25 protein-coding genes are annotated in these 24,088 nt (G+C 62.3%); 10 read left to right on the top strand and 15 right to left on the bottom strand.

The features are described from left to right. Positions 1–43: 43 nt before the first annotated feature. From araD to V1283_RS36370, 4 genes are read right to left on the bottom strand one after another with little or no spacing between them, the layout of a single operon-like run. Complete coding sequence (gene araD / locus V1283_RS36355) at positions 44–1,780, bottom strand: L-arabinonate dehydratase (RefSeq protein WP_334391409.1); 1,737 nt, start codon at positions 1,778–1,780, stop codon at positions 44–46. Then, positions 1,777–2,640 (bottom strand): ABC transporter permease, encoded by an 864-nt coding sequence (locus V1283_RS36360; RefSeq protein ID WP_334391410.1) that lies wholly within the window; start codon positions 2,638–2,640, stop codon positions 1,777–1,779. Before V1283_RS36360 ends, araD begins: the two co-directional genes overlap by 4 nt. Positions 2,641–2,652: 12 nt before the next feature. Then, complete coding sequence (locus V1283_RS36365; protein ID WP_334391411.1) at positions 2,653–3,417, bottom strand: ABC transporter ATP-binding protein; 765 nt, start codon at positions 3,415–3,417, stop codon at positions 2,653–2,655. A 5-nt stretch (positions 3,418–3,422) separates the two neighbouring features. Next, the gene (locus V1283_RS36370) at positions 3,423–4,397 is read right to left on the bottom strand and encodes an ABC transporter substrate-binding protein (protein ID WP_334393307.1); all 975 of its coding nucleotides are present in this window, start codon (positions 4,395–4,397) and stop codon (positions 3,423–3,425) included. A 140-nt stretch (positions 4,398–4,537) separates the two neighbouring features. Here V1283_RS36370 and V1283_RS36375 point away from each other — a divergent pair, with 140 nt between their 5' ends. The 3 genes from V1283_RS36375 (at position 4,538) to V1283_RS36385 (ending at position 9,425) form a co-directional block, all read left to right on the top strand. After that, positions 4,538–5,257 (top strand): GntR family transcriptional regulator, encoded by a 720-nt coding sequence (locus tag V1283_RS36375; protein ID WP_334391412.1) that lies wholly within the window; start codon positions 4,538–4,540, stop codon positions 5,255–5,257. A 165-nt stretch (positions 5,258–5,422) separates the two neighbouring features. Continuing rightward, positions 5,423–5,851 (top strand): response regulator, encoded by a 429-nt coding sequence (locus V1283_RS36380; protein WP_334391413.1) that lies wholly within the window; start codon positions 5,423–5,425, stop codon positions 5,849–5,851. 67 nt (positions 5,852–5,918) lie between these two features. Beyond that, entirely contained in the window at positions 5,919–9,425 is a 3,507-nt protein-coding gene (locus V1283_RS36385) for a PAS domain S-box protein (RefSeq protein ID WP_334391414.1), read from the top strand. A gap of 73 nt (positions 9,426–9,498) precedes the next feature. Here V1283_RS36385 and V1283_RS36390 read toward each other — a convergent pair whose 3' ends face one another. Both V1283_RS36390 and V1283_RS36395 read right to left on the bottom strand, forming a co-directional pair. Next, a complete protein-coding gene (locus V1283_RS36390) occupies positions 9,499–10,140 on the bottom strand; it encodes a response regulator transcription factor (RefSeq protein ID WP_334391415.1) in 642 nt (213 codons plus the stop codon). Next, a complete protein-coding gene (locus V1283_RS36395) occupies positions 10,133–10,420 on the bottom strand; it encodes a hypothetical protein (RefSeq protein WP_334391416.1) in 288 nt (95 codons plus the stop codon). The genes V1283_RS36390 and V1283_RS36395 overlap by 8 nt, the downstream gene beginning before the upstream one ends. A gap of 50 nt (positions 10,421–10,470) precedes the next feature. Between V1283_RS36395 and V1283_RS36400 the strand changes: the two genes are divergently transcribed. Continuing rightward, positions 10,471–10,602, top strand: a complete 132-nt coding sequence (locus V1283_RS36400; RefSeq protein WP_334391417.1) for a hypothetical protein — start codon at positions 10,471–10,473, stop codon at positions 10,600–10,602. Positions 10,603–10,686: 84 nt separating this feature from the next. Here V1283_RS36400 and V1283_RS36405 read toward each other — a convergent pair whose 3' ends face one another. The 6 genes from V1283_RS36405 to V1283_RS36430 all read right to left on the bottom strand — a co-directional run bounded on the left by V1283_RS36405 (position 10,687) and on the right by V1283_RS36430 (position 16,538). Beyond that, positions 10,687–11,010, bottom strand: a complete 324-nt coding sequence (locus V1283_RS36405; RefSeq protein WP_334391418.1) for a PilZ domain-containing protein — start codon at positions 11,008–11,010, stop codon at positions 10,687–10,689. 3 nt (positions 11,011–11,013) lie between these two features. Then, positions 11,014–11,886 carry a CheR family methyltransferase gene (locus V1283_RS36410; RefSeq protein ID WP_334391419.1) on the bottom strand — a complete coding sequence of 291 codons (873 nt, stop codon included), beginning with the start codon at positions 11,884–11,886 and terminating at the stop codon, positions 11,014–11,016. Between the two features lie 31 nt (positions 11,887–11,917). Continuing rightward, a complete protein-coding gene (locus V1283_RS36415; protein ID WP_334391420.1) occupies positions 11,918–12,307 on the bottom strand; it encodes a response regulator in 390 nt (129 codons plus the stop codon). A 39-nt stretch (positions 12,308–12,346) separates the two neighbouring features. Further along, entirely contained in the window at positions 12,347–12,820 is a 474-nt protein-coding gene (locus V1283_RS36420) for a chemotaxis protein CheW (RefSeq protein WP_334391421.1), read from the bottom strand. A gap of 12 nt (positions 12,821–12,832) precedes the next feature. Next, complete coding sequence (locus V1283_RS36425) at positions 12,833–15,607, bottom strand: hybrid sensor histidine kinase/response regulator (protein ID WP_334391422.1); 2,775 nt, start codon at positions 15,605–15,607, stop codon at positions 12,833–12,835. A 514-nt stretch (positions 15,608–16,121) separates the two neighbouring features. After that, the gene (locus V1283_RS36430; protein WP_334391423.1) at positions 16,122–16,538 is read right to left on the bottom strand and encodes a response regulator; all 417 of its coding nucleotides are present in this window, start codon (positions 16,536–16,538) and stop codon (positions 16,122–16,124) included. 752 nt (positions 16,539–17,290) lie between these two features. Between V1283_RS36430 and V1283_RS36435 the strand changes: the two genes are divergently transcribed. From V1283_RS36435 to V1283_RS36445, 3 genes are all read left to right on the top strand, one after another. Further along, a complete protein-coding gene (locus tag V1283_RS36435) occupies positions 17,291–17,983 on the top strand; it encodes a Crp/Fnr family transcriptional regulator (protein ID WP_442895807.1) in 693 nt (230 codons plus the stop codon). Positions 17,984–18,268: 285 nt separating this feature from the next. Further along, entirely contained in the window at positions 18,269–18,661 is a 393-nt protein-coding gene (locus V1283_RS36440; protein WP_283031583.1) for a response regulator, read from the top strand. Positions 18,662–18,904: 243 nt separating this feature from the next. Beyond that, positions 18,905–19,150, top strand: coding sequence for a hypothetical protein (locus tag V1283_RS36445; protein WP_334391425.1), 246 nt, complete (start codon positions 18,905–18,907; stop codon positions 19,148–19,150). Between the two features lie 103 nt (positions 19,151–19,253). On the opposite strand, the gene V1283_RS36450 is transcribed toward V1283_RS36445, so the two are convergent. Next, the gene (locus V1283_RS36450; RefSeq protein ID WP_334391426.1) at positions 19,254–19,874 is read right to left on the bottom strand and encodes a response regulator transcription factor; all 621 of its coding nucleotides are present in this window, start codon (positions 19,872–19,874) and stop codon (positions 19,254–19,256) included. A gap of 670 nt (positions 19,875–20,544) precedes the next feature. Between V1283_RS36450 and V1283_RS36455 the strand changes: the two genes are divergently transcribed. Beyond that, entirely contained in the window at positions 20,545–20,988 is a 444-nt protein-coding gene (locus V1283_RS36455) for a hypothetical protein (RefSeq protein WP_334391427.1), read from the top strand. A gap of 48 nt (positions 20,989–21,036) precedes the next feature. On the opposite strand, the gene V1283_RS36460 is transcribed toward V1283_RS36455, so the two are convergent. Together V1283_RS36460 and V1283_RS36465 are read right to left on the bottom strand one after the other, a co-directional pair. Beyond that, positions 21,037–21,243, bottom strand: coding sequence for a hypothetical protein (locus V1283_RS36460; RefSeq protein WP_214488408.1), 207 nt, complete (start codon positions 21,241–21,243; stop codon positions 21,037–21,039). 102 nt (positions 21,244–21,345) lie between these two features. Next, the gene (locus tag V1283_RS36465) at positions 21,346–22,350 is read right to left on the bottom strand and encodes a glycoside hydrolase family 3 N-terminal domain-containing protein (protein WP_334391428.1); all 1,005 of its coding nucleotides are present in this window, start codon (positions 22,348–22,350) and stop codon (positions 21,346–21,348) included. A gap of 197 nt (positions 22,351–22,547) precedes the next feature. On the opposite strand from V1283_RS36465, the gene V1283_RS36470 reads away from it, so the two are divergent. After that, positions 22,548–22,823 carry a hypothetical protein gene (locus V1283_RS36470; RefSeq protein ID WP_334391429.1) on the top strand — a complete coding sequence of 92 codons (276 nt, stop codon included), beginning with the start codon at positions 22,548–22,550 and terminating at the stop codon, positions 22,821–22,823. A 516-nt stretch (positions 22,824–23,339) separates the two neighbouring features. After that, on the top strand, positions 23,340–24,083 hold the full coding sequence (locus V1283_RS36475; RefSeq protein ID WP_334391430.1) for a tetratricopeptide repeat protein: 744 nt from the start codon (positions 23,340–23,342) through the stop codon (positions 24,081–24,083). Positions 24,084–24,088 lie beyond the last annotated feature (5 nt).

Raw genomic sequence — 24,088 nt, forward strand, 5'->3', positions numbered from 1 at the left:
GGTTCCGGGTTCGATGCTTCGCATCGCCCCGGAACGACGACGGCTAGTAAATCGACGGCTCCTCCACCGGCTTCCCAAATCCGGTCTCCAGAAAATCGAAGTCGCAGCCTTCATTGGCTTGCTTGATGTGGCGGGTGAACATCCAGCCATAGCCGCGCTCGTAGCGCGGCTCCGGCGCCTTCCATGCGGCGCGACGCTTTGCGAGCTCCGCTTCGGGCACATCGAGGTTGATGCTGCGCGCGTTGACGTCGAGCGTGATCTTGTCGCCGGTTCGCACCAGGGCCAGCGGCCCGCCGACATAGGATTCCGGCGAGACATGCAGGATGCAGGCGCCGTAGCTGGTGCCGCTCATGCGCGCATCCGACAGCCGCACCATGTCGCGCACGCCCTGCTTCACCAGTTTGGTGGGGATCGGCAGCATGCCCCATTCCGGCATGCCGGGCCCGCCCTGTGGCCCGGCATTGCGCAGGATCAGCACGTGATCGGCGGTGACGTCCAGATTCGGATCGTCGATCGCCTTCTTCATAGAGGGGTAATCGTCGAACACCAGCGCCGGACCGGTGTGCTTGAGAAAGCGCGGCTCGCAGGCGCTCGGCTTGATCACGCAACCGTCAGGCGCGAGGTTGCCCTTGAGCACGGCGAGCGCGCCCTCGGCATAGATCGGATCCTTCACGGTGCGGATGACGTCGTCGTTGTAGACCTCGGCGCGCGCGATGTTGTCGCCGAGGCTCTCACCGGTCACCGTCATGACGTCGAGATGCAGATGCTCCCGGATGCGGCTCATCAGGCCCGGCAGGCCGCCGGCATAGAAGAAATCCTCCATCAGATATTTGTCGCCACTCGGTCGCACATTGGCGATCACGGGCACCTTGCGGCTGGCCTTTTCGAAATCGTCGAGGCCGATATCCTGACCGGCACGACGGGCCTGCGCGATCAGATGGATGATCGCGTTGGTGGAACAGCCCATCGCCATCGCGACCGTGATCGCGTTCTCGAACGCCTTGCGCGTCTGGATTTTTTCCGGCGTCAAATCCTCCCACACCATCTCGACAATCCGTCGGCCGCATTCGGAAGCCATGCGGATGTGGCCGGCGTCGGCGGCGGGAATCGAGGACGCGCCCGGCAGCGTCATGCCGATCGATTCCGCAATCGCGGTCATGGTCGACGCCGTGCCCATGGTCATGCAGGTGCCGTAGCTGCGGGCGATGCCGGCCTCGACATCGACCCAATCCTTGTCGGAGATTTTGCCCGCGCGCCGCTCGTCCCAGTATTTCCAGGCGTCCGAACCGGAGCCCAGCGTCTTGCCCTTCCAGTTGCCGCGCAGCATCGGCCCGGCCGGAAGGTAGATCGTCGGCAGGCCCATGCTGGTGGCGCCCAAGAGAAGCCCCGGCGTGGTCTTGTCGCAGCCGCCCATCAGCACGACGCCATCGACGGGGTGGCCGCGCAGCAATTCCTCGGCGTCCATCGCCAGCATGTTGCGGTAGAGCATGGTGGTCGGCTTCAAAAAAGATTCCGACAGCGACAGCGCCGGCAGCTCCATCGGGAAACCGCCCGCCATCAGGATGCCGCGCTTGACGTCGTCAACGCGCGATTTGAAATGCATGTGGCAGGGCTGCGCGTCCGACCAGGTGTTGAGGATCGCAATGACGGGCCGGCCCTTCCACTCTTCCGGCGCATAACCCATCTGCATCGCGCGCGAGCGATGACCGAAGGCGCGCAGATCGTCGGGCGCGAACCAGCGCGCGCTGCGGAGGTCGGCGGGGTTCTTCTTGCTGCTCATGACTGCGTGCCCCATTTCTGGACGGTGTTGCGCTCGATGGTGCGGAAGATCAGGTTCTCGACAATCAAGCCGATCACGATCACCGTCAACAGGCCGGCGAACACCGCAGGAATATCCAGGAGGTTGCGGTTCTCGAAGATGAACCAGCCGAGGCCACCCTGCCCCGACGACACACCGAATACGAGCTCGGCTGCGATCAGCGTGCGCCAGGCAAACGCCCATCCGATCTTCAGGCCAGTCAGGATCGAGCCGAACGCCGCGGGAATGAGAATGCGCGCGACATAGGGCAGCCCGCGCAGGCCGTAATTGCGACCGACCATGCGCAGCGTGTTCGACACGCTCTTGAAGCCGGAATGGGTGTTGAGCGCGACCGGCCACAGCACCGAATGGATCAGCACAAAAACAAGGCTGCCATTACCGAGACCGAACCAGATCAGTGCCAGCGGCAACAGCGCGATCGCCGGCAGCGGATTGAACATCGCGGTGATCGTTTCGAGAAAGTCCGTGCCGATCCGGGTCGAGATCGCGAGAATCGTGAAGATAGCCGCGAGGATGATGCCGGCGGCATAGCCCATGAACAGCACTTTTAGCGACGCCCAGGCACGCAAGGGAATGGTGCCGTCACGTACTTTATCGAACATCGTCAGAATCGTGTCGTGGAAGGTCGGAAACAGCAGCGGATTGTTGAGGATAGTGCCGTAGATCTCCCAGGCCGCGGCGAGGAAGATGATGATCACGGACTTGCGGACGAAGCCGTCGTTCCACAGCAGTTCCAGCACCGTCAGCTTGCGTTCGACTTCCGCCGGGACAATTGCCGATGCATCGGCCGCATCGCGCAGCAGAATTCTTGCCTCGCCCATCGCGCGCTCCCCTCAGTGTGCCGTGACGGCGTCAGCGAACAGCAGATCATGGATCTGCTGTTCCAGCCGCGCGGCGCTGCCGTCCTCGCCGGAGACCTGGTCGACATCGATCACCTCGGCCTTGACGCGGCCGGGATGCGGCGACAGCAGCAAAATGCGGTTACCGATCTTGATCGCTTCCGCGATCGAATGGGTGACGAACAGGACGGTGAACTTGGTTTCTGCCCAGAGCTGCAACAGTTCGTCCTGGCAAGTCCGTCGCGTCAGCGCGTCCAGCGCGGCGAACGGCTCGTCCATCAACAGAATATCCGGCTCCATCGCCATGCCGCGCGCGATCGCGACGCGCTGCTTCATGCCGCCGGACAGCGTGTGCGGATAGGCATCGACGACGCGGGTGAGGCTGACCTTCTCGATATAGGCACGCGCCCGCGCCTCGGCTTCCTTGCGCGGCAGGCGGCGCGTCATCAGGAGCGGAAACATCACGTTTTCCAGTACCGTCTTCCACGGCAGCAACTGGTCGAACTCCTGGAAGATCATCATGCGGTCGGCGCCGGGCTCTGATATTTCGCGGCCGCTAATGCGCATTTTGCCTTCACTCGGCGTCATGTAGCCGCCGACCGCCTTCAGCAGCGTCGACTTGCCGCAACCTGAGGGGCCGAGCAGCACGAAGCGATCGGAACGATCGACCGTGAAGCTGACCCGCTCGGTCGCGGTCACCACCGCGCTCGAAGTCTTGTAGCGCAGCGTCACATCACTGACGTCGAGAAGCGCGGCCATGGCGATCAATTACCCTTCAGGTCGTGGGCGACCGGCAGGTAGTAATCGGTGAACGCTTTTGGCATGGTCTTCAGCGTGCCGACCTTGAACAGATGGGCGGCGAATTTCATGGTGCCCTGCGGCTGCAGGTTCCATTCCATCATGCCGGGCTCCTTGAGCCACGCCAAGAGATCCTCGACGCTGGTCTTGTCGCCGGTGACTTCCTTGTAGATTTCGACCGCCGTCTTGGTGTCGCTGCGGATCAGGTCGTGCGCCTCCTTGGTGGCGTCGCGCACCGCCTGCACGATCTTCGGGTTGGCGTCGGCGAATTTGGTTGTCGTGAAGAACTGCGCCTGGCTGAGCGGGCCACCCATCACGTCGGGCGACGACAGCACCACATGGGCGCCAGGGACGTTCTTCAGTTCGAGGAACGTGAATGGCGGGATCGCGAAATGATTGCGCACCTCGTGCTGCGTATTGGTCATCGCCACATAGGCGTCGGGATGACCGAGCTGCACGGTATTGGGATCGAGCTTCGACCATTGGTCGGCGCCGAAGGCTTCGGCGGCCGCGATCTGCAGCACGATCGCCTGCGTCGAGACCTTGACGGTAGGCACCGCGATCTTGTCGTTCGCCCCGAAATCCTTGATCGACTTGATATTCGGATCGCGGCTGATCAGCGTCATCGGCTGCGCCGAGGTGGCGACGATGCCCTTGACGCCGCCGCGGGTGCGATCCCACAACAGCAGCAGATTGCCGGTTCCGGTGTTGAGGATGTCGACGCTGCCAGCCAGCAATGCATCGGTCTGCGCGCCGCCGCCGCTCAGGTTGATCCATTTGGTGGTGACGCCGGGAACGCCGAGGGAAGCCGCGTGCTTCTCGATCAGCTTGTTCTTTTCCATGATGTGCGAGGGCATGTAGAAAATGCCCGGCTGCCGCGACAGCGTCACCTCCGACTTCTGCTGGGCCGAAGCCTGCGAGCCCGGCAGCAACATCAGCATCGCAACGGCGCCCGCGCAGACGCTCCACACCCTGTTTTTCATTGTGCATCTCCTCCGGCGTCTCGTTGACGCTTCTGGGGAGATGCACTAATGTATTAGTGCATCTGAAGCAAGTCCCTTCTGAAACGGCCGGTCGCCCGATGGCTCCCCCGAACACTGCCTCCCGCCGCGCAGCGCCGCGTTCCACCGACCGGCTCGATCGCGATCGCCAGGCCGCGCCGCAGGTGTTCGAGCGCCTGCGCGGCATGATCATTTCGCTGGAACTGCCGCCGGGATCGCCGTTGTCGCGCGCCGCGCTCGCCGGCCAATTCGGCGTCAGTTCGACGCCGATCCGCGATGCGCTGATGCGGCTTGAAGAAGAAGGGCTTGTCGACGTCTTCCCGCAATATGCAACCGTGGTCAGCCGGGTCGACGTCCGGCTGGCGCAGCAGGCGCATTTCCTGCGGCAGGCGGTCGAACTCGAAATCGTGCGCGGGCTCGCGATCCAGCACGACGAAACGCTCGTCGTCGAACTTCACGCGACGATTGCCCGCCAGCAGCAATATGCCAAGGCCGGCGACTTCGAAAAATTCATGGCCGCCGACAACGAGTTCCACAGCCAGCTCTATACGGCCGCCGACAAGCAGGACATCTGGGCGCTGGTGCGCAGCCGCAGCGGGCATATCGATCGGCTGCGCCGGATGCATCTGCCCTCGCCCGGCAAGGCGCAGGATATCGTGCGGCATCACAGACTGATCGTGAAGGCGATCGAAGCCGGAGAGCCCGACGGGGCGCAGAGGCACCTGCGTACCCATCTGTCGGGCACGCTCAGCGAACTCGCCCGGATTCGCTCGCGCTATCCGGAATATCTCAGCAACTGACCCTCGCTGCTCCGCCGCATGCGCTATTCGCGCGAATGTACGGGCTTTTTGCCGGCCCAACCGGGAACGTTCCTGCCGGGGAAGCAGTTGCGACAACGCGAGGATTCGACAAAACTCGCAACTTGCCGTTGACTTGCTCCAGCCGGGCCCGGAGAACTTTTTACTTTGGCAAGAATACTGGTCGTGGATGACGATGCGGCGGTCCAGACGACCGTCCGCCTGCTGCTCGAGCGCGCCGGCCATAGCGTGGTCACTGCCAATGACGGGCGAAGGGGCGTGGCCTTGTGTCAGAGCGGGAATTTCGATCTGTTGTTCCTCGACATCTTCATGCCGGGAATGGATGGGTTCGAAACCATGCGGATGGTTCGCCAGCACCGGCCGCAGATTCCAATCATCGTCATCTCCGGCCGGCCGATCTCTTCGGAGGCGGACACCGCCCCTGACTTCCTGACCATGGCGACCAAGCTCGGAGCGATCTCCAGCCTGCAGAAACCGTTCCGGCCGGCGGACCTCCTGGCGGCCGTCACGGGCTGCCTGGAAGCCGTCGATCGCGGCGCACCGCGGCCTGCCGGAGGTGTTGCTTCCTCCCCGTGATGCGCCATAGCATCCGATTCGTCCGGCGGCCTGCCGGGCCGGAGCGGGAGGGCGAGCGGGCACCGACATGACGCTCACAACCAGGCTTGCCATCGCGATGATTGCGCTGGTCGCGATCGCGGTTTCCGCGGTCGGATGGCTGAGCTATCGCAACCTGGAACAGGCGCTGCTGTTGCGCGCCCGCGACCGCATCGAGACGCATGCACGACAGGTCGCGACCGATCTCGAATATTACGCCGCGAGCGCAACCGGAGATGTCACGGGCTTTCGGACCGCAGCGGCGTTGCACGGATTGGTCCGCGCCCGCAAAGCGGGCGGCACAGATCCGACCGACGGTGTCTCCGAAAAGGTCTGGCGCGATCGGCTAGCTTCACGTTTCGCGGCCGAACTCGAAGCCAAGCCCACCTATGCGATGATTCGGATCATCGGCCTCGATGACGATGGCCGTGAGCTTGTCCGCGTCGATCGCGCGGGACCGGGCGACACGGTTCGGATCGTGCCCGAAGAGGGATTGCTGAAGAGAAGCAGTCGCGGCTACTTCCAGGAAGCGACCCAGCTCAGTCCCGGACAAATCTACGTCTCACCGCTCGATCTGGGTCGCCGCAACGGACTTATCGAGGAGGTGCACAGGCCAACGCTTCGCATCGCGACGCCGATCTTCTCGGATGACGGGAAGCCATTCGGTTTTTTCATGGTCAATGTCGACATGCGGCGCGCGTTCGACCGCGTCCGCGCATCGGCATGGCCGGGCGAGAAGATCTACGTCGTCAACCGCCAGGGCGACTATCTCATTCATCCCGATCGTTCGCGGGAATTCGGCTGGTTGCTCGGCAAGCCGAGCGACTGGAAAGCCGACTTCCCGCATCTGGCGCCGCAGGTCGGGGCGACGCAAGGCAGCGCTGATATCGTGCCGGATAATGCCGACCGGCCGGGCGGAATAGCCTTCGCACCCGCGCTTCTGGCCGGGGTCGAATGGGTTGGCGTCATCGAAACGACCCCTAACGCCGTGATCATGGCGCCGGCTGCGAGCATCAGGAATACCTCCCTTCTGGTCGGAGCGATCGCGGTGTTGTCAGCGGCCGTGCTGGCGCTCTTGATCGCGAGGTCACTGACCCGACCGATCGTCCGGCTGACCGAAGCCGTTCAGGGGGTGACCGGCAAAGGCAAGGTCGCCATTCCCGTCGATGCCCGCGGCGAGACCGGCGTGCTCGCGCGCGCGTTCGCGTATGCGATCGAGGAAATCCATGCAAAGACCGCCGCACTTGAGCAGGAGGTTCTGGAGCATCGGCGCACCATAGCGGCGCGTGACCATCATGCCGAGCGGGAGCGGCTATTCGGCGCGGCGGTCGAATCCTCCAACGACGCCATCATCACGACATCGCTCGACGGCACCATCACCGGCTGGAACTCGGCCGCCGAGCGGCTTTACGGATACTCCGCAGCGGAAGCCACGGGCAAGAACATTACGCTGCTTGTACCCATCGACCGGCTGCCGGAGATTCAGGACACGTTGCGACGAATCGGCTGGGGTGAGCGCATCGAGCAAAATGAAACAGTACGCCTGCACAAGGACGGCCGGCCCATCGAAGTCTCGCTCAGCATTTCCCCGATCAAGTCGCCCTCCAGAGCAATCATCGGAATCTCGAAGGTCGCGCGCGACATCACCGACGCCAACAAGACCAGGCAGGTGCTGCAGCAACAGACGGAGGAGCTTCGCCGCATCTTCGAGACCTCCCAGGATCTGATCATGGTGATGGATTCGCGCGGCTTTCTGGTTCAGATCAGCCCGAGCTGCGAGACCATATTGGGCTATCGGCCGGAGGAAATGATCGGCCACAGCGGGGTCGACTTCATCCATCCCGACCACCTCGAGAACTCGCGCCAGGAAATGCGCGCGGCACGGCGCGGCCAGCGCCCGAAGATTTCCGATACGCGCTGCATTCACAAGAACGGGCGGGCGGTGTGGCTGTCCTGGCTCGGAACATGGTCCGAACCGGCCAAGCGCTTCTTCTTCGTCGGCCGCGACATGACCGAGAGCCGGCTGGCGCAGGAGACGCTGCGCGAAAGCGAGCAACTCGCGCGCGGCATCGTCGACACCGCGCTGGACGCCTTCGTCCAGGTCGACCAGACGGGCGTTATCAGGGACTGGAATGCGCAGGCCGAGAATATCTTCGGCTGGCCGCGCGATGAAGCGCTCGGCAACAATGTGTTCGATCTGATGGGCCAGCCGGACGGGCAAGGACCTCTCAAGAAAGCCCTGCAGGCCTTCCTGCTATCCGGCGAAGTGGTCGTCCGTCAGCCCCGCCGCGAACTCCAGATCAGGCGGCGGGACGGCAAGGAGATCACGGTTGAGCTGAGCATCGCCGCGCTGAAGACGCGCGGGGGCTTCGTGTTCAACGGATTCGTCCGCGACCTCACCGACAAGCTCGCGGCCGAGGACAGGATCCGGCAGGCCGAGAAGATGGAGGCCATGGGCCAGCTCACCGGCGGCATCGCGCACGACTTCAACAACATTCTCACCGTGATCACGGGAACGATCGAAATCCTGGCCGATGCCGTCAAGGGCGAACCGCAGCTTGCCGCCATCACGCGAATGATCGACGAGGCGGCCTCGCGCGGCGCCGATCTCACCCAGCATCTTCTCGCCTTCGCGCGCAAGCAGCCACTCGAACCTAAGATCACCGACGTCAACACGCTGATCATCGACACCGCGAAACTGCTGCAGCGGACGCTCGGCGAGCATGTCGAGATCGAATCCGTGTTCGACGACGAGACCTGTCCGGCAATCGTCGATCCCAATCAACTCGCCACCGCGATCCTCAACCTGGCCCTCAACGCCCGCGACGCGATGCCGGACGGAGGCAAGCTGATCATCGAGACCGGCTTCGTCATTCTCGATGACAATTATGCGCGGATGCACAGCGACGTCCGACCCGGCCGCTACGCCATGATCGCGGTGAGCGACACCGGAACCGGCATACCGGCCGCGATCCTCGACAAGGTATTCAATCCGTTCTTCACCTCGAAGGGCCCAGGCAAGGGCACCGGCCTCGGGCTGAGCATGGTGTACGGCTTTATCAAGCAATCGGCCGGGCACATCATGATCTACAGCGAGGAAGGCCATGGCACGACGATCAAGATGTATCTGCCACCGGCCACCGGCGCCTTGCCGGCGGCCGAGCCGGTGCCGGCGGCGGCTGTCGAGGGCGGCCATGAAACAATCCTGGTCGTGGAAGACGACAAGCTGGTGCGCGACTACGTGCTGACGCAGCTGCACTCGCTCGGTTACGTCACGCTGGATGCGGCGAACGCGACCGAGGCAATGGCGCTCGCCCACACCGGCCATCCGTTCGACCTGCTGTTCACCGACGTGATCATGCCCGGCATGAACGGCCGCCAGCTTGCCGACGAGATATTGAAGGTCAGGCCCGGCTTGAGGGTGCTGTTCACCTCGGGCTATACCGAGAATGCCATCATTCATCACGGCCGGCTCGACGAAGGCGTATTGCTGCTCGCCAAGCCCTATCGGAAATCGGATATGGCGATGATGATCCGCAAAGCGCTCGCCGATTGATCGCCGCAGCGGCGCCGGCATGCCTGCGATCAGACAGACCTATAATCAAACTTGTAATTAATCAGACCTGTAATCAGGCTTGGCCCTGACGCTGGGTGGTCATCACGATCCGGACCAGGTCAGCCGCGTTCCGCGCGCCGAGCTTCTTCATGATATTGGCGCGGTGATCCTCGATCGTGCGCGGGCTGATCCCGAGATGCCGCCCCGCTTCCTTGTTGGAAGCGCCGGCGGTGAACTGTTCCAGCACCTCGCGTTCGCGCCGCGTGAGCGGTTCACGTCCCGGAAAATGCATGGTCGCAATGCGCGATGGCGCGTTTTCCGCCTGCCGGCGAGCATAGGCCTCGATCGCCTCATCGAGTCTTGCCACGATTTCGCTGCCGCGAAACGGCTTTTCGATGAAGTCCAGCGCGCCGTTCTTGATGGCGCTGACCGCCATGGCGATATCGCCCTGCCCCGAGATCATGAAGATCGGCGCAGGATAATCCTCACCATGCAGCTCTTTCAGAATATCGAGACCGGACTTGCCCGGGATATGCACATCGAGGAGGATGCAGGCTGGCGTCCGCGTTCGCGCAATCGCCAGCAGCGCTGCTCCGTCGGCAAAACAGATGACCTGATAGCCGCCTGCCGTCAGGACCATCGAAAGCGTGTCGCGAACGGCTGGGTCGTCATCGACTACGAAGATCTCCCCACGGGAGGGGGCTTTGTCAGCCATGTTCCATCGTCCATGCGTGGTTGAATGTGACGCACACTCGGATAACGGTATCGAACTCCATACCGGACCGTATTTGTACGGGACCGCAGCTTAACGCACAAGTAGCAACGCACCCTAAAAAAAAGTAACTGAGACTCATGCAGCAGGCGACGGCGTCGCGCAGACGCTCCACCGCCAGGATGACGCCGATCGCGCCGTGATTTCGCTTGCGGCTGATCGAACGGACGATCGCAAGGGAAACTTCGCCGGAAACATCGCCCGGCAACCCCGAGAGTTCCATCAACCATCGAGCTCGACGACGTATCGCCCCGCTACATGAAGGCTGCCGCATTGCAGGCATGCGATGTCAATCTTGGCATTGCCCTGCGCTCGCGGGCTGGCGTCCGTCATGCCACGGGCGCACCGCCGGATCTGGTGGCGGGTCTTGCCGACATGCGCGCGACCATCGTCGGCGCCCGTTGAAGCTGCCAGAGCCTTTTTCGTTTCGATGGAATCGGAACGGAGCCCTGAATTTTTGCTGTGACGCGTTTTTCCTGCCGATCGGCCTCAGTGCATCGCCTCTTCGGCCTTTGACGAGGCGCCCGATCGCTTCTTGGCGTGCTTGCCTCTCAGGAAGCGGATGTCCATTTCCGTACCGTTGACCCGAACAAGCTCGCAGCGGCGATAGGCGAGGCCGGTCGACGACAGCAGCAGGAAGAACTCCTTGAGATTGAGGCCTTGAATGGAGCCTTCCACGGTCAGCGTGGCGTCGGTATCCGAGATCGCATTGAGCTGGCAGTCCCTGCGCCAGGTCCCGTCGATCGCCATGAGGCAGACGTCATAGCCCCGGCTGAACGTAACCCGCTCGACGCCTTTGCCATCCTCTGTCATCGCTCACCGTCCCGCCATCGCCGCAATTTTTGGCATCGACGTTGCGGCCTGCGCAGACCCGGCACGCGCGCCGCTCGGCCGATAGAGACCGCGCTTGTCCGGGAACGGCTTGAAGACATCCGTCAGGCCGACGACCGTTTCCGCCGCGCCCAGCACCAGGAAGCCATCGCCTTCCATCGCCTTGGCGAGACGGCCGAAGATACTGATCTTGGTTTCCTGATCGAAATAGATCAGCACGTTGCGGCAGAAGATGACGTCAAAGGTGCCTAGCTGGGAGAAATCGTGCAGCAGGTTCAGTTGCCGGTGCTGAACCATGGCGCGCAGCTCGGGGCTGATCTGCCAGAGCTCGCCGTTCTGCTTGAAATATTTGACGAGCAGTTGAATCGGAAGGCCGCGCTGGACCTCGAACTGGCTGTAGACGCCCGATTTCGATTTCTCGAGCACTTCCGTGGACAGGTCGGTCGCGATGATTTCGACGCGCCATCCAGCCAGCGCGGCGCCCATTTCCTTCAGCGACATCGCAAGCGAATACGGCTCCTGGCCGGTGGAGCCGGCAGCGCACCATATCCTGATGCTCTTTCGGTTGGCGCGCGCCTTCAACATTTCAGGCATGATCGAATCGCGAAAGTGTTCGAACGGCACCTTGTCGCGGAAGAAGAAGGTTTCGTTGGTGGTCATGGCTTCGACCACCTGGGCGGTGATCGATGACGATCCACCCTTCATTTTCTGCACGAGTTCGGAGATGCCCGGCGCACCGCATTTGCGCGACAGCGGAAGCAGGCGGCTTTCGATCAGATATTGCTTGTCTGCGGACAGGTCGAGACCGGAATGATCCTTCAGGATCTTACGCAGATACTCATAGTCTGTCGGGGTCACGGCGGGCCTCTCGATGGTAAGCAGAAAAGTTTCAAACGAGGCCGGGTTCGGCGAGCTCGATCAGGCCGACTTCCTGGAACTTCGCCGCGATGATGTCCTTGTCGAACGGCTTCATGATGTATTCGTTGGCGCCGCCGTCGATCGCCTGCGTGATATGATCGATGCCATTTTCGGTGGTGCAGAACACGACCTTGGGCTCATCGCCGCCAGGCATGCGGCGCAGATGACACAGGAAGTGGTAGCCGTCCATCACCGGCATGTTCCAGTCGAGCAAAATCGCCTCAGGCATCGCGCGCTTGCAAACGACCAAAGCGTCCACACCGTCTTCGGCTTCGACGACCTCAAAACCGAGTCCTTCCAGGATGCGGCGCGCCACTTTACGAACAATGCTGGAATCCTCAACAACGAGACATGTTTTCATATCCAGTATCCTACTTGCGAGCGGCGGATGCCCACGGGGCTACGCGGCGAGGGTTGTTTTCGGCACGATTTCGAGAACGCGATCGACGTCGAGGACGACCATGAGCTGGCCGTCGAGACGGTGAACACCGCCGGCGAGCTTGGCCATGCGGGGATCGAGATTGACGGGGTTTTCCTCGCGGCCGTTATCATGGAGTTTCAAGACCTCGCCGATCTGGTCGATCAGCAGGCCGTAGGACTCGCCGCGCAGATCGACGCCGACCGCCATCGGCGGCTTGCCGTCGTCGTTCTTGGGCAGCCCGAGCCGGGCGCGCATGTCGACCACGGTGACGATGCGGCCGCGCAGATTCAGCACGCCGGCGATCTCCGCCGACGACAGGGGAACGCGGGTCAGCCGTTCCGGCATGAACACGTCCTGCACCCGCGAGATCGGCAGGCCGAACAATTGCCCGCCGATCACCGCGGTGACGTATTCGGCCACGGTGCCCTCGATGGTCTCGGTCTTGGTTGTCATGATCTTACCTTCTTAAGCCGCTTTCCTGGTCTCGGCGGTCTGTTCCTTCAGCGCCGCGATCAGGCCGGGACGGTCGAACTTGGCGACATAATCGTGGAAGCCGGCCTGCCGCCCGCGCTCGATCGCCGCCGGCGACACCAGCGAAGACAAGGCGATGATCGGCATCGTGCTCAGATTGTGGTCGGCGCGAATCGTCTCGGCGAACTCGAAGCCGTTCATGTCCGGCATCTCGATGTCGGTCAGCACCACGTCGAATGTGTGGCTCGAGCGCAGCGCGGCGAGGCCCTCCTGCGCGTTGACGGCGACCCGCACCTTGTAGCCGGCGGCCTTCAAGACCGGCGCCAGCATGTTGCGGAAGAACGCTGAGTCATCGACCAGCAGCACCGATTGCGCCGTCGACGAGGCCCGCATCTCCTTGCGCGAGAACCAGTCGGCAAACGCCATGGGGAGGAAGTGGCCGACGTCGATCACTTCGGTGGCCTGGCCCTTGATCACGGCCGAACCGAGAATGCCGTCCTGCTGGCCGGCGACCTCGATGTGCAGCCGCTCCTCGACGATGTCGATGATCTCGTCGACCACGAGCCCCATCGAGCGGCCGTCGTCGGCAAACACCAGGATCGGCTGCGAGCCCTGGGTCTGGACGGTGACCCCGGTCATCTGCACCAGCGGCATCAGCTGCTCGCGGTACTGCACCATGTAGCGGCCGTTAGAGAGCTCGATCTTGTCGGTGGCGATCTCCTCCAGCCGGGTGACGAGCCCGAGCGGGACCGCCTTGGGCTGGCTCGATCCGGCGCGGAACACCAGCAGCGAGGTGAGCTGTTCACCGCCGATCGCATGGGCTGCGGACGCCTCGTCGGCCATCTCATGGGCCGAGGAGCCGGAGGCGCCGAGCGCTTTGGCAATGCCGTTGGGATCGATGATCATGATCACGGCGCCATCGCCCAAAATGGTGTTGCCGGAGAACATGTCGATGTGCCGCAGTTTGGTGGACATCGGCTTGACCACGATTTCTTCGGTGTGGAACACGCCGTCGACCACGATGCCAAAGGTCTGGCTGCCGACCTGCGTCACCACGATAAAACCGTTCTCGGGGTCGCTGGATGATCCGTCGTCGATCTTCAAAAGCTTCTTCAGGTGCATCAGCGGCAACAGCTTGTTGCGCAACCTGAGGACAGCGGTGTCCTTGATGCGCTCGATGCGGTGTTCGGAGTTGGCGCGGGCGCGCACCAGTTCCACCACAGACAATTGGGGAATCGCAAAGCGGTCACCAGCGGCTTCCACGATCAGGGCCGAGACGATGGCGAGCGTCAGCGGGATCTTGATGGTGACGGAGGAACCCTCGCCGGCCACGCTCTTGATGTCGATGGTGCCGCCGATCTGGTCGATATTGGTGCGCACCACGTCCATGCCGACGCCGCGGCCGGAGACCGAGGTGACGGCAGCCGCCGTGGAGAAGCCCGGGGCAAAGATGAACTTGTGGATCTGGGCTTCGGTCATCTTCTCCAGTTCGGCCTCGCTGACGAGACCGTTCTGCAGCGCCTTGGCCTTGATCCGCTCGGTGTTCAACCCGCGGCCATTGTCGGCGATGCAGATGATGATGTGGCCGCCCTCGTGATAGGCTGATAGCCGTATCGTGCCCTGCTCGCCCTTGCCTGAGGCCAGCCGCTCGGCCGGGGTCTCGAGGCCATGGTCGGCGGAGTTGCGCACCATGTGCGTCAACGGATCCTTGATCAGGTCGAGCACCTGGCGGTCGAGCTCGGTGTCGGCGCCGTGCATCTCGAGTTCGATCTGCTTGCCGAGTTCGCCGGAGAGATCGCGGACGATTCTGGGCAGCTTCTGCCAGGCATTGCCGATCGGCTGCATCCGCGTCTTCATGACGCCTTCCTGCAGCTCGGCGGTGACGTTCGACAGCCGCTGCAGCGGCACCTTGAACTCGGTGTCCTCGTTGCGGCGGGAGATTTCCAGGAGCTGGTTGCGGGTCAGCACCAGCTCGGAGACCATCGTCATCAGATGTTCGAGCGTGTCCACGTTGACGCGGATCGACTGGTTGGCGATCTTGTCGGCTTCCTGAACATCGGTATCGGCGACCGCGGCGCGCTTGGCCGGTTTGGCCTTCGCGGTTTCCTTGGCGATTTCCTTGGCTTCCGGCACGGTGGCGGCTGGCTTGGCGGCGGGCGCGGCCGGCTTGGCGACAGGAACCGGCGCGGGTTTGGGCGCGGGGGCGGCTTCGGTCTCGGTCTCGCGGAAGGCGCGTTCGAGGTCGTCGAGCGAGACCTCGCCGGGACGCAACGGGCGTTCCAGTACCTGGTCCACCAGCGTGCCCTTGGCAACTTCCTGGGTGATCGCGGGCTGCACCGGGGGTGCGGCCACCACGGGGACCGGCGCGGCAACCGGCTCGGCCGCAGCATGCTTGGCGCCTTCGGCCATCGCGTGCAGTTTCTCGATCAGGTCTTCGTCGGTGCCCTCGGGCTCGGTCTCGGTCGCTTCCAGCCCTGCCAGAATCTCTTTAATGCGATCGATCGAGGACAGGATCAGCGTCACGGCTTCGGCCTTGACCGGCATGCCGTCGCGGAATTTGCCCATCAGGGTCTCGCCGGCATGGGCCAGCGCTTCCAGCCGCGGCAGCCCCAGGAAACCGCAGGTGCCCTTGATGGTGTGGACCAGGCGGAAGATATTATCCAAAATCTTCGCGTCGCTCGGGTCCTGCTCGAACCGCACCAACTGATTGTCGACCGTATCCAGGCTCTCGCTAGTCTCCGTCAAGAACTCCCGCAACAGGTCGTCCATATGCGCATGCCTTCCAAAAATCAGATATCGGTCTTCTGCAGACTAGGTCTCCGGATTTCACGGCCACGTTAATTTCGCCGTCCGTGCTAATACGGATATGGTGAACAAAATCTCGTCATAGGCCGTTCGCGGCGGCGCGGTCGACGACATTTGAAAGTCTCGACGGTAAACGGCCGGCGCGCCGGATAACGATTTGGGGATTTGCGCGTGTTGGGAACTTGCGCGTGGCGAAGGTCGCGCCGGTCAGGCTGCGAGCAGCTCGTCTTCGCGCTTCACCCTCGTTCTGGTGTTGCCGGTGAGGCCAGGAAACCTTCGCCAATTTCATTTATGGTGAACAGAATCTTACCGACGCAGGATTACAGGCCTTCCGACTGCGGATACGGCATCGTCGATCAATCGCGAGAGGCATTGATGACTGCACGCCGTCAGCTGCGCGGCCGGACGTTCGATCGCATGCATGATTGTTTCGAGGGGTTTGCCAAAGCCACGCGCATGGCGCGGCGTCGGCGAACAGCTAGCCTGATTGGACGACGCCACTGAAACGGGACCGGGCTTCGGTAAGACATTCGTTGACGGCCATGAGCAGCGCCCCAGGCGTGAACGGCTTACGCAGGCAACGCGCGGCACCGAGCTCAAGCGCCATGCGCAGGAAGTCCGGCGCCGGCGAGTCGAGGTTGGCAAAGGCGTATCCCGACATCGCAATCAGGGGAATCGCCGGCGCACGCTCGTGGAATATCCTGATCGATTCGAAGCCGCGCATGTGCGGCATGAAGATGTCGACGAGCATCAGGTCGAAGCCGGAGTCCTCCAGCACGCGAAGGCCGGCTTCGCCGCCATCGGCTATCGTCACGTCAAAGCCGTGACGCTCCAGATAGATCTCGATGGCCGTGCAGACCATGGGATCGTCATCGACGATGAGCACGCGAGTCATATCAGCCCCCGGGAAGCAGATAATGCGCTTTCAGTCCCATCTTCCTCAGCCGCAATGATCGGCCTGACTGGTTTTTTCTGGTTTGGTGCGAAGTGCCGATGGCTCCCTGTCTCGTCACGCCTTGTTAGCCATCACCGTCCGAAGGCACGCCTTCCTTACGATCGCGCGGCAGTTTTGCCTTGCGAATCAGTGCACTATTGCATTTCCGCTGCAAATCGCCGATCTGTCTGCCCCCTACAGTGTATAAGGCGGGTTCCGCAACCGTGCGCGGGCCGCCTCCGGGAATTCATTCCCAGGCGGGATTGTGCTCGTCGATTGCTGCAGCCCTGCCAGTCGCGGCGCTCGCCGCGCTCTGCCCGCATCTTGATACGGCTCGGCGGTGCTCGGCGAGGGACCAGCCTGAGCAATGCGATCGTTAGCGCCGCGCATGGCCTCCGTCGTCGAAGTCGGCGGATTCGCCTGCGAACGCGAGCACCGCCGCGCATCGGCTTCAGCAGGGGCGTCTTGTCGGCTTCAGCCGGCGAACAAACTGCCGCCCGCAAGGATACGTTCCCGAGGGCGCTCACATCGGAAAGGCCCGACGCAGCGCCGATTGCCGCACGTCCATTTGCCAATTTTTCTTGCCAAGAAAATGTGCAAGGATCATCCTGCATTTCGGATTTTACGCAGCAGGCGCCAGACGCCAGAGACCGGCTTAGCCCGTAAGGCAGGAGACTGCTTTGGATTCAGCCCCTCGTTCTCCGAATGGATTTTTGTCCTCGCTGACCCCGGACGACTTCGAACTGGTTCGCCCGCATCTGCGTACCGCCGATCTCGGCCAGGACATGGTGCTGGTCGAAGTCGACGAAACGCTCAAGCGTGCGTATCTCCCGCACAAGGGCGTTATCTCGCTGGTCGTGAAGCTCGCGCGCGGCGAGCACGTCCAGATCGCGATGATCGGCCGCGACAGCATTTTCGGCGCATTCTCCGCACTCGGCGACGCCGTTGCGCTGAACAGCGCCGTGGTGCTGGTGCCCGGCGCCGCCTCGACGATCGATGTCGAGCAGCTTCGCATTGCCGCGGACCAGAGCACAACGTTGCGTACTGCGCTGACGCGGCACGGCCTCGCCGTCTATGCGCAGATCCAGCAGACGGCCGGCTGCAACGCCTCACACACGGTGGAGTCGCGGCTGGCGCGATGCCTGTTGCATACGCGCGACCTCTCCGGCAGCGACAAGCTCGTCCTGACCCAGGAAGCGATGGCGCAGATGATCGGCGCTCGCCGCAACAGCGTTTCGCTGGTGGCCAACACGCTGCAGCACGCAAACTTCATCCACTACAGCCGCGGGCATATCGAAATCACCAACGTGGACGGCCTGATCAAGACTTCCTGCGAGTGCTACGCGACGGTCAAGGCGCAATACACCCGGCTGCTGCATCCGCGCATCCACTGCGCGGCCGCATGACCGCTTCCCGCGATCGACGGCGACGCGGCCCGATCTGTGATACGCATCGCGTCGTCGTTGCGCGCGAGGATTGCGCAATTCCCCAACACCCCACCGTACTAGTACGGCCAATCGCAGCCTCTGCGGCCTTTCCGCCGGCACCAAGTTAACGCGCTGTTCAATGAGCCCTGATACTTGTCACGGTGCTGACGGGTGCGGGTTCGAGAAAGGCAATTGGGGCTCTTTCGCGTGCAACGCGCATTCACCTGTGTTCGGCGGCTTGCTGTTTGCGCGGAGTTAAGGAACATGGCTTTTGACTTGTCGATGCCCATCCTGGTGGTCGATGACTACAGCACCATGATCCGCATCATCCGCAACCTTCTCAAACAGCTCGGATTCGAGAATGTCGACGAGGCCAGCGACGGATCGGCCGCGCTCGCCAAACTGCAGACCAAGCGATACGGCCTCGTGATCTCCGACTGGAACATGGAGCCGATGACCGGCTACGACCTGCTCAAGGAAGTTCGCGCCAGCCCGGAATTCTCCAAGACGCCTTTCATCATGATCACGGCTGAATCCAAGACCGAAAACGTCATTGCCGCGAAGAAGGCCGGCGTCAACAATTACATCGTCAAGCCGTTCAATGCCGCAACGCTGAAGACCAAGATGGAAGCGGTGTTTCCCGACGCAGTCGGTTGACATCATGCCGGAAGCGCGCCGTCGCCCTTAAGACCGCGACCGCATCCGGTCATCCTCGCCGCCGCCGACGCAAACGGTATCCAGTGCGGCGAACCTCGCGAGAAATCTTTCCGGACGAGAAGTTTTCCAGGAGCCGGACGGTTCGCGCCGCAGACGCGCCGTCAGCCGTACTACTACGGTTTAAGATTTTCACCTCCGGATAACGTTGACTGAGGATAGTTGCGGGACCAACGGAGTCCCCTCATGTTCACGTTTGAAACGAGCGATCAGAAGGAAGTGCGGCGTTTCCGGATCGCCCAGTTCAATGGCAGGACCGCAACCGTGCGTTCGGCCGGATCGACGGTCACAGGCCACGTTCGATCGATCGTGGAAAACAAGTCGAGCGTTCCGGCGGCGTGGATCATCACGATCATCCCGGAAGAGCCCAGGCCTATGCTCGCGTTGCGGCCCGCATTGCGCGCCCGCTCCTTCATGGAAGATTTTCGCTGAACGGCAGAACGCGCGATCCCGCAGACCTGCCCGCTTCCGGCACATCGATAGCCTGAAGCTATCGCGCCCGGCGGCGCATCGCTCGCATCATTTTCGGGAAAAATCAGGCCGGTTGCAGCAGCGCCTTGCGAACCAGATCCGCGGTGTTGCGGGCGCCGAGCTTCCGCATCGCCTCGGCGCGATGGCTCTCGAATGTCCTTGGGCTGATATTCATCCGCAAGGCGCCTTGCTTGTTGGAACAGCCTTCGCTGATCAGGCTCAGCACCTCGCGCTCACGCTTGGTCAACGGCTTCTGGCCGGTCTCCGGGGCGAACATCTGGGCAGACCTGCGGGCGCCATCCGCGGGGCGGCGTGCCAGGGCCTCGCTTGCCTGCCTGCAGGCGGCATCGGAGGCCAGCGCCGGATGATTGTCCGACATCTGCTTCACCAGGGCGCAGACACGCTCGGTTTGCTGAAGCGCATTCTCCACCACCTGTTGCAGGTAGAGCCGATTGCCGGGCGCTTGCGAAAACTGGTGGCTGTGCTGCTTGATCTCATTCATGTAGAGCAGCAACGCCGTCAGGGGCCCGTTCAACTGCCGGGCAATGGTAGCGCTCGCCTCTTCCGCGGCACGCGAGCGCGCGGCGGACAGTTGGACGATCTCAGGATTCTCCTCGAGAGGTGTGATGCTTTCCATCCACTTCGTGAAGTGCGAATCAACAGCGCGATGGTCTTGTCCTGACATATAACTATTTTATCGGTCTCGACCTCCAAACATGGTTAATTTCTCAACCAGTAAGAATACGGAGAAATCGATCAGCGTGGCTCGTTGGCGGACCAAAACTGGCCAAAACTCGCTCGAAATCGGCTGCTTTACATTAAAATGGACGGTCGAAGGGTAAATACTGTAGCCCGTTACCCTCGCATTTTTACGGTAGTCGCATTTACTTTGTTAATAGAGTTCAACCGGGTCCTCTCCCGCTTGCCGAGCCATTCGGCGGGCGAGTCGATGCCTCCGTTCCGACGCAACATTTCCGCACGCCTCGGCATCGCCCGGAGCGAGAGATCGTCGGGCTAAGGGGATGAGCCAGGATCCGGCCGTCGTCGCGGCGACGGATCACGGGCGGCCCAGCTTTAGGAATTTTTCGAGAAACCGTCCCGAGACGACGAACCGGAACCACCAATAGGCCATCCGCCGCGCATTCATTGGTTCGATCCCTGCTGACTGGGGCGTCCACTGCGCTTCCGCAGATTAGCGCAAACGCCGTCAGGTGCGTATGATTTGCTTCACAACCGGCCGCGAAAACACGAGGGGCGACGCCGCCTTTTCGCCGATTCCGATTTACAGGCCCCGGTAGCCTCGCAATGATCAAGGCCCAATTATCCCCGCAACGAAACCAAAAAAGGAAATGGCGATGTCGCAGGCAAAGGGACCATGGATAGGAATGGCGGTGCTGGCCGGCGTCCTGGCGTTCAGTTCGGGCGTGGCGGCGCAAACCACGCCGCCACAAACCGCATCGCCACCGGCGGAGAACGCGGCGCCGACGGCCGACAATGCCGTGATGCTGACCGTGTTCCTGAAGCACGACCAGTCGCGCCCCTTAAGCGAGCTCAACGCACAGCTCCAGCGCCAGGGATATTACAAGGCGTTCCCGCCTGAAGGCGTCGAGGTCGTGAGCTGGTATGTGATGATGGGAGTAGGCCAGGTGGTGACGCTGCGGCTGCCGGCCTCGCGGTTGCGCGAAGTCAACCGCATCCTCGAGAACACCGCCTGGGGCAGCTACCGCACCGAGTTTTATCCGACCTATGATTACAAGGCGATCGGCATCGCCACGCATGACAAGGCGCAGGCGCAGTAGGGGAGCGCTGAACGGTTCCGACGGGAATGAGGGAATGCCCGCGAGGGATCAGCCGAGCCTGGAGATCTGTTCCTCGGTCACGACGCGCTCGATGTTCTCGGTTTTGCTCTTGATACGATAGCGCGGGCGGCCGTCGGCCTCGATCGGCAGGCAGGTAACGATGGTGTAGATGCTGCGCTCTTTCGCCGTGGCGCGGCCCTGCGGGCCCTGCTGCTGGTGATGAACGTCGTCATTGATCGCGAAATTGTGGGCCATCGCCGGTCTTTCCCTTGGAAAAAAGGCTTGTAGACTCAACGGCCTTGCAAGGCAACTAATCGTTAGGCGGATTTGACCCGGGACGATCACGGGTTCCACCCGTCAGGCCGTCAAAAGCGCCTTTCGCTTGGCCACCCGCGCGACCGATTTCTCTATTGCCGGACCGGACAAGGTCTTGTCGCGCAGGCTCTGTTCGACGCATTCGGCGATCGCGGCCATTTCCTGCTCCTGATCGAACAGGTTGTTGCCGATGCAGAGCATGTCCATGCCGGCTTTCAGCGATTGCAGGCTGGCCTCCATGGTGCCGAGCGCCTTCTGCAATCCCTGCATCTGCATGTCGTCGGTGATCAGCAGCGTGTCCGGAAGGCGCTTGCGCAAACGGCCAATGCCCGCCGCGGACAACGTCATCGGACGATCCTTGTCCCATTGGCTGACGATGGCATGGCTGACCAGCACCGCATCGCCGAATATTTTTGGCGCGAGCGAATAGAACAGCTCTTCCTGTTCATCCCGAAGTGCATCGGAGATATCCATGAATTCCTGATGCGAATCCACCACCGCGCCGCCGATGCCCGGAAAATGTTTCAGGCAAAGCCCGATGCGCTGCGCCCGCGCCACCTCGCTTGCCAGCAGCGCATTGGCTTCCACCTCGGCGATATCGGCGGAAAAGGAACGCTTGATCCTGCCGATATTGGGATTTTCCGGGTTGTAATCGACGTCGACCACTGGCGCGAAATCATAGTGGATGCCGAGCTGCCGCATTTCGGCAAAGCTCGCGGTGAGGGTCGCGCGCTTGCGATCCGGCGCGAGATGGTTGAATTCCTTTGCGCTCGGTAGCGGTGCAAAGCCGCGGCTTTCCTTCAGCCGCCGCACCAGACCGCCCTCCTGGTCGATGAACACCATCGGGCCTGACGGCAGCGCGGCAATCTCCGCACACAGGCACCGCACCTGTTCCGGCGATTCGATGTTGTTGTCGTATCGCTGCGTCCGGCAGGAATAGTCGAACAGGATCGCACCGCCGAGGCCGTAGCGGGCGGCGAATTGCTTCAGCCACACCGGGACGGTCTTGCCGAAGAAGCCGAGGATGAAGAGTTCGCCGATGCGCATATGATCGCCTTAAGGGCATGGCGCTTTGAACCCAGTCAGGCCGGGTTCAGCCAATCCTCGCGCCACGCACGAGGAAGATACCTGACTCGTCGCGTCAGACCAATTGAGTGACTTTGATCACATCGCATCGCAGCCGGCGCCTCTAGGGGTGGATCATCGCAGAGCGATTCCCGCTCTGCCCAACCGAGGAGACGTCCATGACGAAGTTCAAGATGATCACTACCGCCGCGATCGCTGCGCTGGCGTTGAGCACCGCCTCTCTGGCCATCCCGAGTCAGGCTTTCGCTGGAGGTCACGGCGGGCACGGCGGAGGTCACGGCCATCACGGGTTTGGTCATGGTCATTTTGGCCACGGTCATTTCGGCCATGGCCTTTTTGGTCACGGCTACCGCCATCGCCATTTCTTCGCTTATAACAGCTGCTGGAAATGGAGCCCCTACGGCCCGGTCAATGTCTGCTACGGCGATTATTGATGTGAGACGAAGAAAAGAAGCTCGTCCGGGCCGAGGGGCTCGGGCGAGTTTCCCGATTCCATGACGACAAGCACGATCGTCCGCCCGGGCACGGTGCCCGTTTAGCGCCAACTGTCCAATCCTGACCTGATCAGCATCGGCTGGCTCTCGAAGCCGCAGGTCCGATTGCGAGCTTGAGCCGCAATGCCTGCTCCGTTGTGCCCACATCCTTGAACGCACGCATCCTTGAACACATTCGCCATGGCTTCGCGTCCGATGCGCGTCGGACGGAACTGGCAGGGAAAGCCGGGTTCTGGCTGCGGCAGGCTGTATGTGTGATGCCCCGCACATTTGTCCGCGCCCAGGTGGGTTAGGCTTCAATTCGCGAGAGGTGCTGTGGGGGTACTTGGCCCGCGTCAGTCGCCTTTCTCTCACCAAGCACAAAGCCGAAAGCGTACAACAATGTGGCGCATCTCAAATTTCCGATCGATCGACCCGATCTCAAGCCGATCATTGCGGCCAGGATTTCGTTGCGCAATGTCGGCGGCCATGAGCCGAGCAGTTGTCGTCATGGCCTGCTGCTCCACGCTGCTGATCACTCCCCATACGGCTCTTGCCGACGCCGCATCCGATCAGAAAATGGCCAGTCACTACGAGCAGGCGGCGCAAGCGGGCGACGACGAAGCCCAGTTCTATCTCGGGGCACTTCATTCTGCAGGCGTCGGCCGTACGCGTAGCGACGCGGAGGCATTTCGCTGGTTCGCGCGCGCGGCGGATCAGGGGCACGCCCATTCCATGTTGATCGTTGCCGGCCTCTACGCGAGCGGGCGCGGCGTAATAAAGGACAATGTGAAGGCCTATAGCTGGGCCTACATCGTCGCTTCCGCGAGCAAACTCGACGAGGACCGCAACGGTGCACGGCAACTGATGTCGCTGCTCATGAAGAAGATGACGAGCGATGAGATCGGCCGCGCCGTGGTGGCCGCGAGAACCTGGCGCGCCGTCCGGACTGCTGGCGCGGCCAAGACTTCGAATATCGAAAGGACCGTAGAGCAGGACCAGGCCGCGCCGCCGGCGCCCCCGCCTGCACCCGCGGTCGTGCAGCCGGCACCCGTGGCACCGTCGTCGTCTACGGTCTCGCAGGCGCCATCCAACGTCACGGTATTGCCGGCGTCTCCCAAGGCCGCGGCAGCACCTTCAGTGAAGAATGCAAAGCGAGATGATGCCCGTGATCTGCTCGACCAGGTTCCGTCGGGCCTGCGCAAGCGATTTGGCTTCTGATTTAA

Source organism: Bradyrhizobium sp. AZCC 2262 (genome assembly GCF_036924535.1).
Classification (GTDB): domain Bacteria; phylum Pseudomonadota; class Alphaproteobacteria; order Rhizobiales; family Xanthobacteraceae; genus Bradyrhizobium.

What these genes read in the sequence shown, in the direction of transcription:
- araD (WP_334391409.1), bottom strand. Translation starts at nt 1,780, where the DNA reads ATGAGCAGCAAGAAGAACCCCGCCGACCTCCGCAGCGCGCGCTGGTTC.
- V1283_RS36360 (WP_334391410.1), bottom strand. Translation starts at nt 2,640, where the DNA reads ATGGGCGAGGCAAGAATTCTGCTGCGCGATGCGGCCGATGCATCGGCA.
- V1283_RS36365 (WP_334391411.1), bottom strand. Translation starts at nt 3,417, where the DNA reads ATGGCCGCGCTTCTCGACGTCAGTGATGTGACGCTGCGCTACAAGACT.
- V1283_RS36370 (WP_334393307.1), bottom strand. Translation starts at nt 4,397, where the DNA reads ATGCTGATGTTGCTGCCGGGCTCGCAGGCTTCGGCCCAGCAGAAGTCG.
- V1283_RS36375 (WP_334391412.1), top strand. Translation starts at nt 4,538, where the DNA reads ATGGCTCCCCCGAACACTGCCTCCCGCCGCGCAGCGCCGCGTTCCACC.
- V1283_RS36385 (WP_334391414.1), top strand. Translation starts at nt 5,919, where the DNA reads ATGACGCTCACAACCAGGCTTGCCATCGCGATGATTGCGCTGGTCGCG.
- V1283_RS36390 (WP_334391415.1), bottom strand. Translation starts at nt 10,140, where the DNA reads ATGGCTGACAAAGCCCCCTCCCGTGGGGAGATCTTCGTAGTCGATGAC.
- V1283_RS36395 (WP_334391416.1), bottom strand. Translation starts at nt 10,420, where the DNA reads ATGGAACTCTCGGGGTTGCCGGGCGATGTTTCCGGCGAAGTTTCCCTT.
- V1283_RS36405 (WP_334391418.1), bottom strand. Translation starts at nt 11,010, where the DNA reads ATGACAGAGGATGGCAAAGGCGTCGAGCGGGTTACGTTCAGCCGGGGC.
- V1283_RS36415 (WP_334391420.1), bottom strand. Translation starts at nt 12,307, where the DNA reads ATGAAAACATGTCTCGTTGTTGAGGATTCCAGCATTGTTCGTAAAGTG.
- V1283_RS36420 (WP_334391421.1), bottom strand. Translation starts at nt 12,820, where the DNA reads ATGACAACCAAGACCGAGACCATCGAGGGCACCGTGGCCGAATACGTC.
- V1283_RS36425 (WP_334391422.1), bottom strand. Translation starts at nt 15,607, where the DNA reads ATGGACGACCTGTTGCGGGAGTTCTTGACGGAGACTAGCGAGAGCCTG.
- V1283_RS36430 (WP_334391423.1), bottom strand. Translation starts at nt 16,538, where the DNA reads ATGACTCGCGTGCTCATCGTCGATGACGATCCCATGGTCTGCACGGCC.
- V1283_RS36440 (WP_283031583.1), top strand. Translation starts at nt 18,269, where the DNA reads ATGGCTTTTGACTTGTCGATGCCCATCCTGGTGGTCGATGACTACAGC.
- V1283_RS36445 (WP_334391425.1), top strand. Translation starts at nt 18,905, where the DNA reads ATGTTCACGTTTGAAACGAGCGATCAGAAGGAAGTGCGGCGTTTCCGG.
- V1283_RS36450 (WP_334391426.1), bottom strand. Translation starts at nt 19,874, where the DNA reads ATGTCAGGACAAGACCATCGCGCTGTTGATTCGCACTTCACGAAGTGG.
- V1283_RS36455 (WP_334391427.1), top strand. Translation starts at nt 20,545, where the DNA reads ATGTCGCAGGCAAAGGGACCATGGATAGGAATGGCGGTGCTGGCCGGC.
- V1283_RS36460 (WP_214488408.1), bottom strand. Translation starts at nt 21,243, where the DNA reads ATGGCCCACAATTTCGCGATCAATGACGACGTTCATCACCAGCAGCAG.
- V1283_RS36465 (WP_334391428.1), bottom strand. Translation starts at nt 22,350, where the DNA reads ATGCGCATCGGCGAACTCTTCATCCTCGGCTTCTTCGGCAAGACCGTC.
- V1283_RS36470 (WP_334391429.1), top strand. Translation starts at nt 22,548, where the DNA reads ATGACGAAGTTCAAGATGATCACTACCGCCGCGATCGCTGCGCTGGCG.
- V1283_RS36475 (WP_334391430.1), top strand. Translation starts at nt 23,340, where the DNA reads ATGTCGGCGGCCATGAGCCGAGCAGTTGTCGTCATGGCCTGCTGCTCC.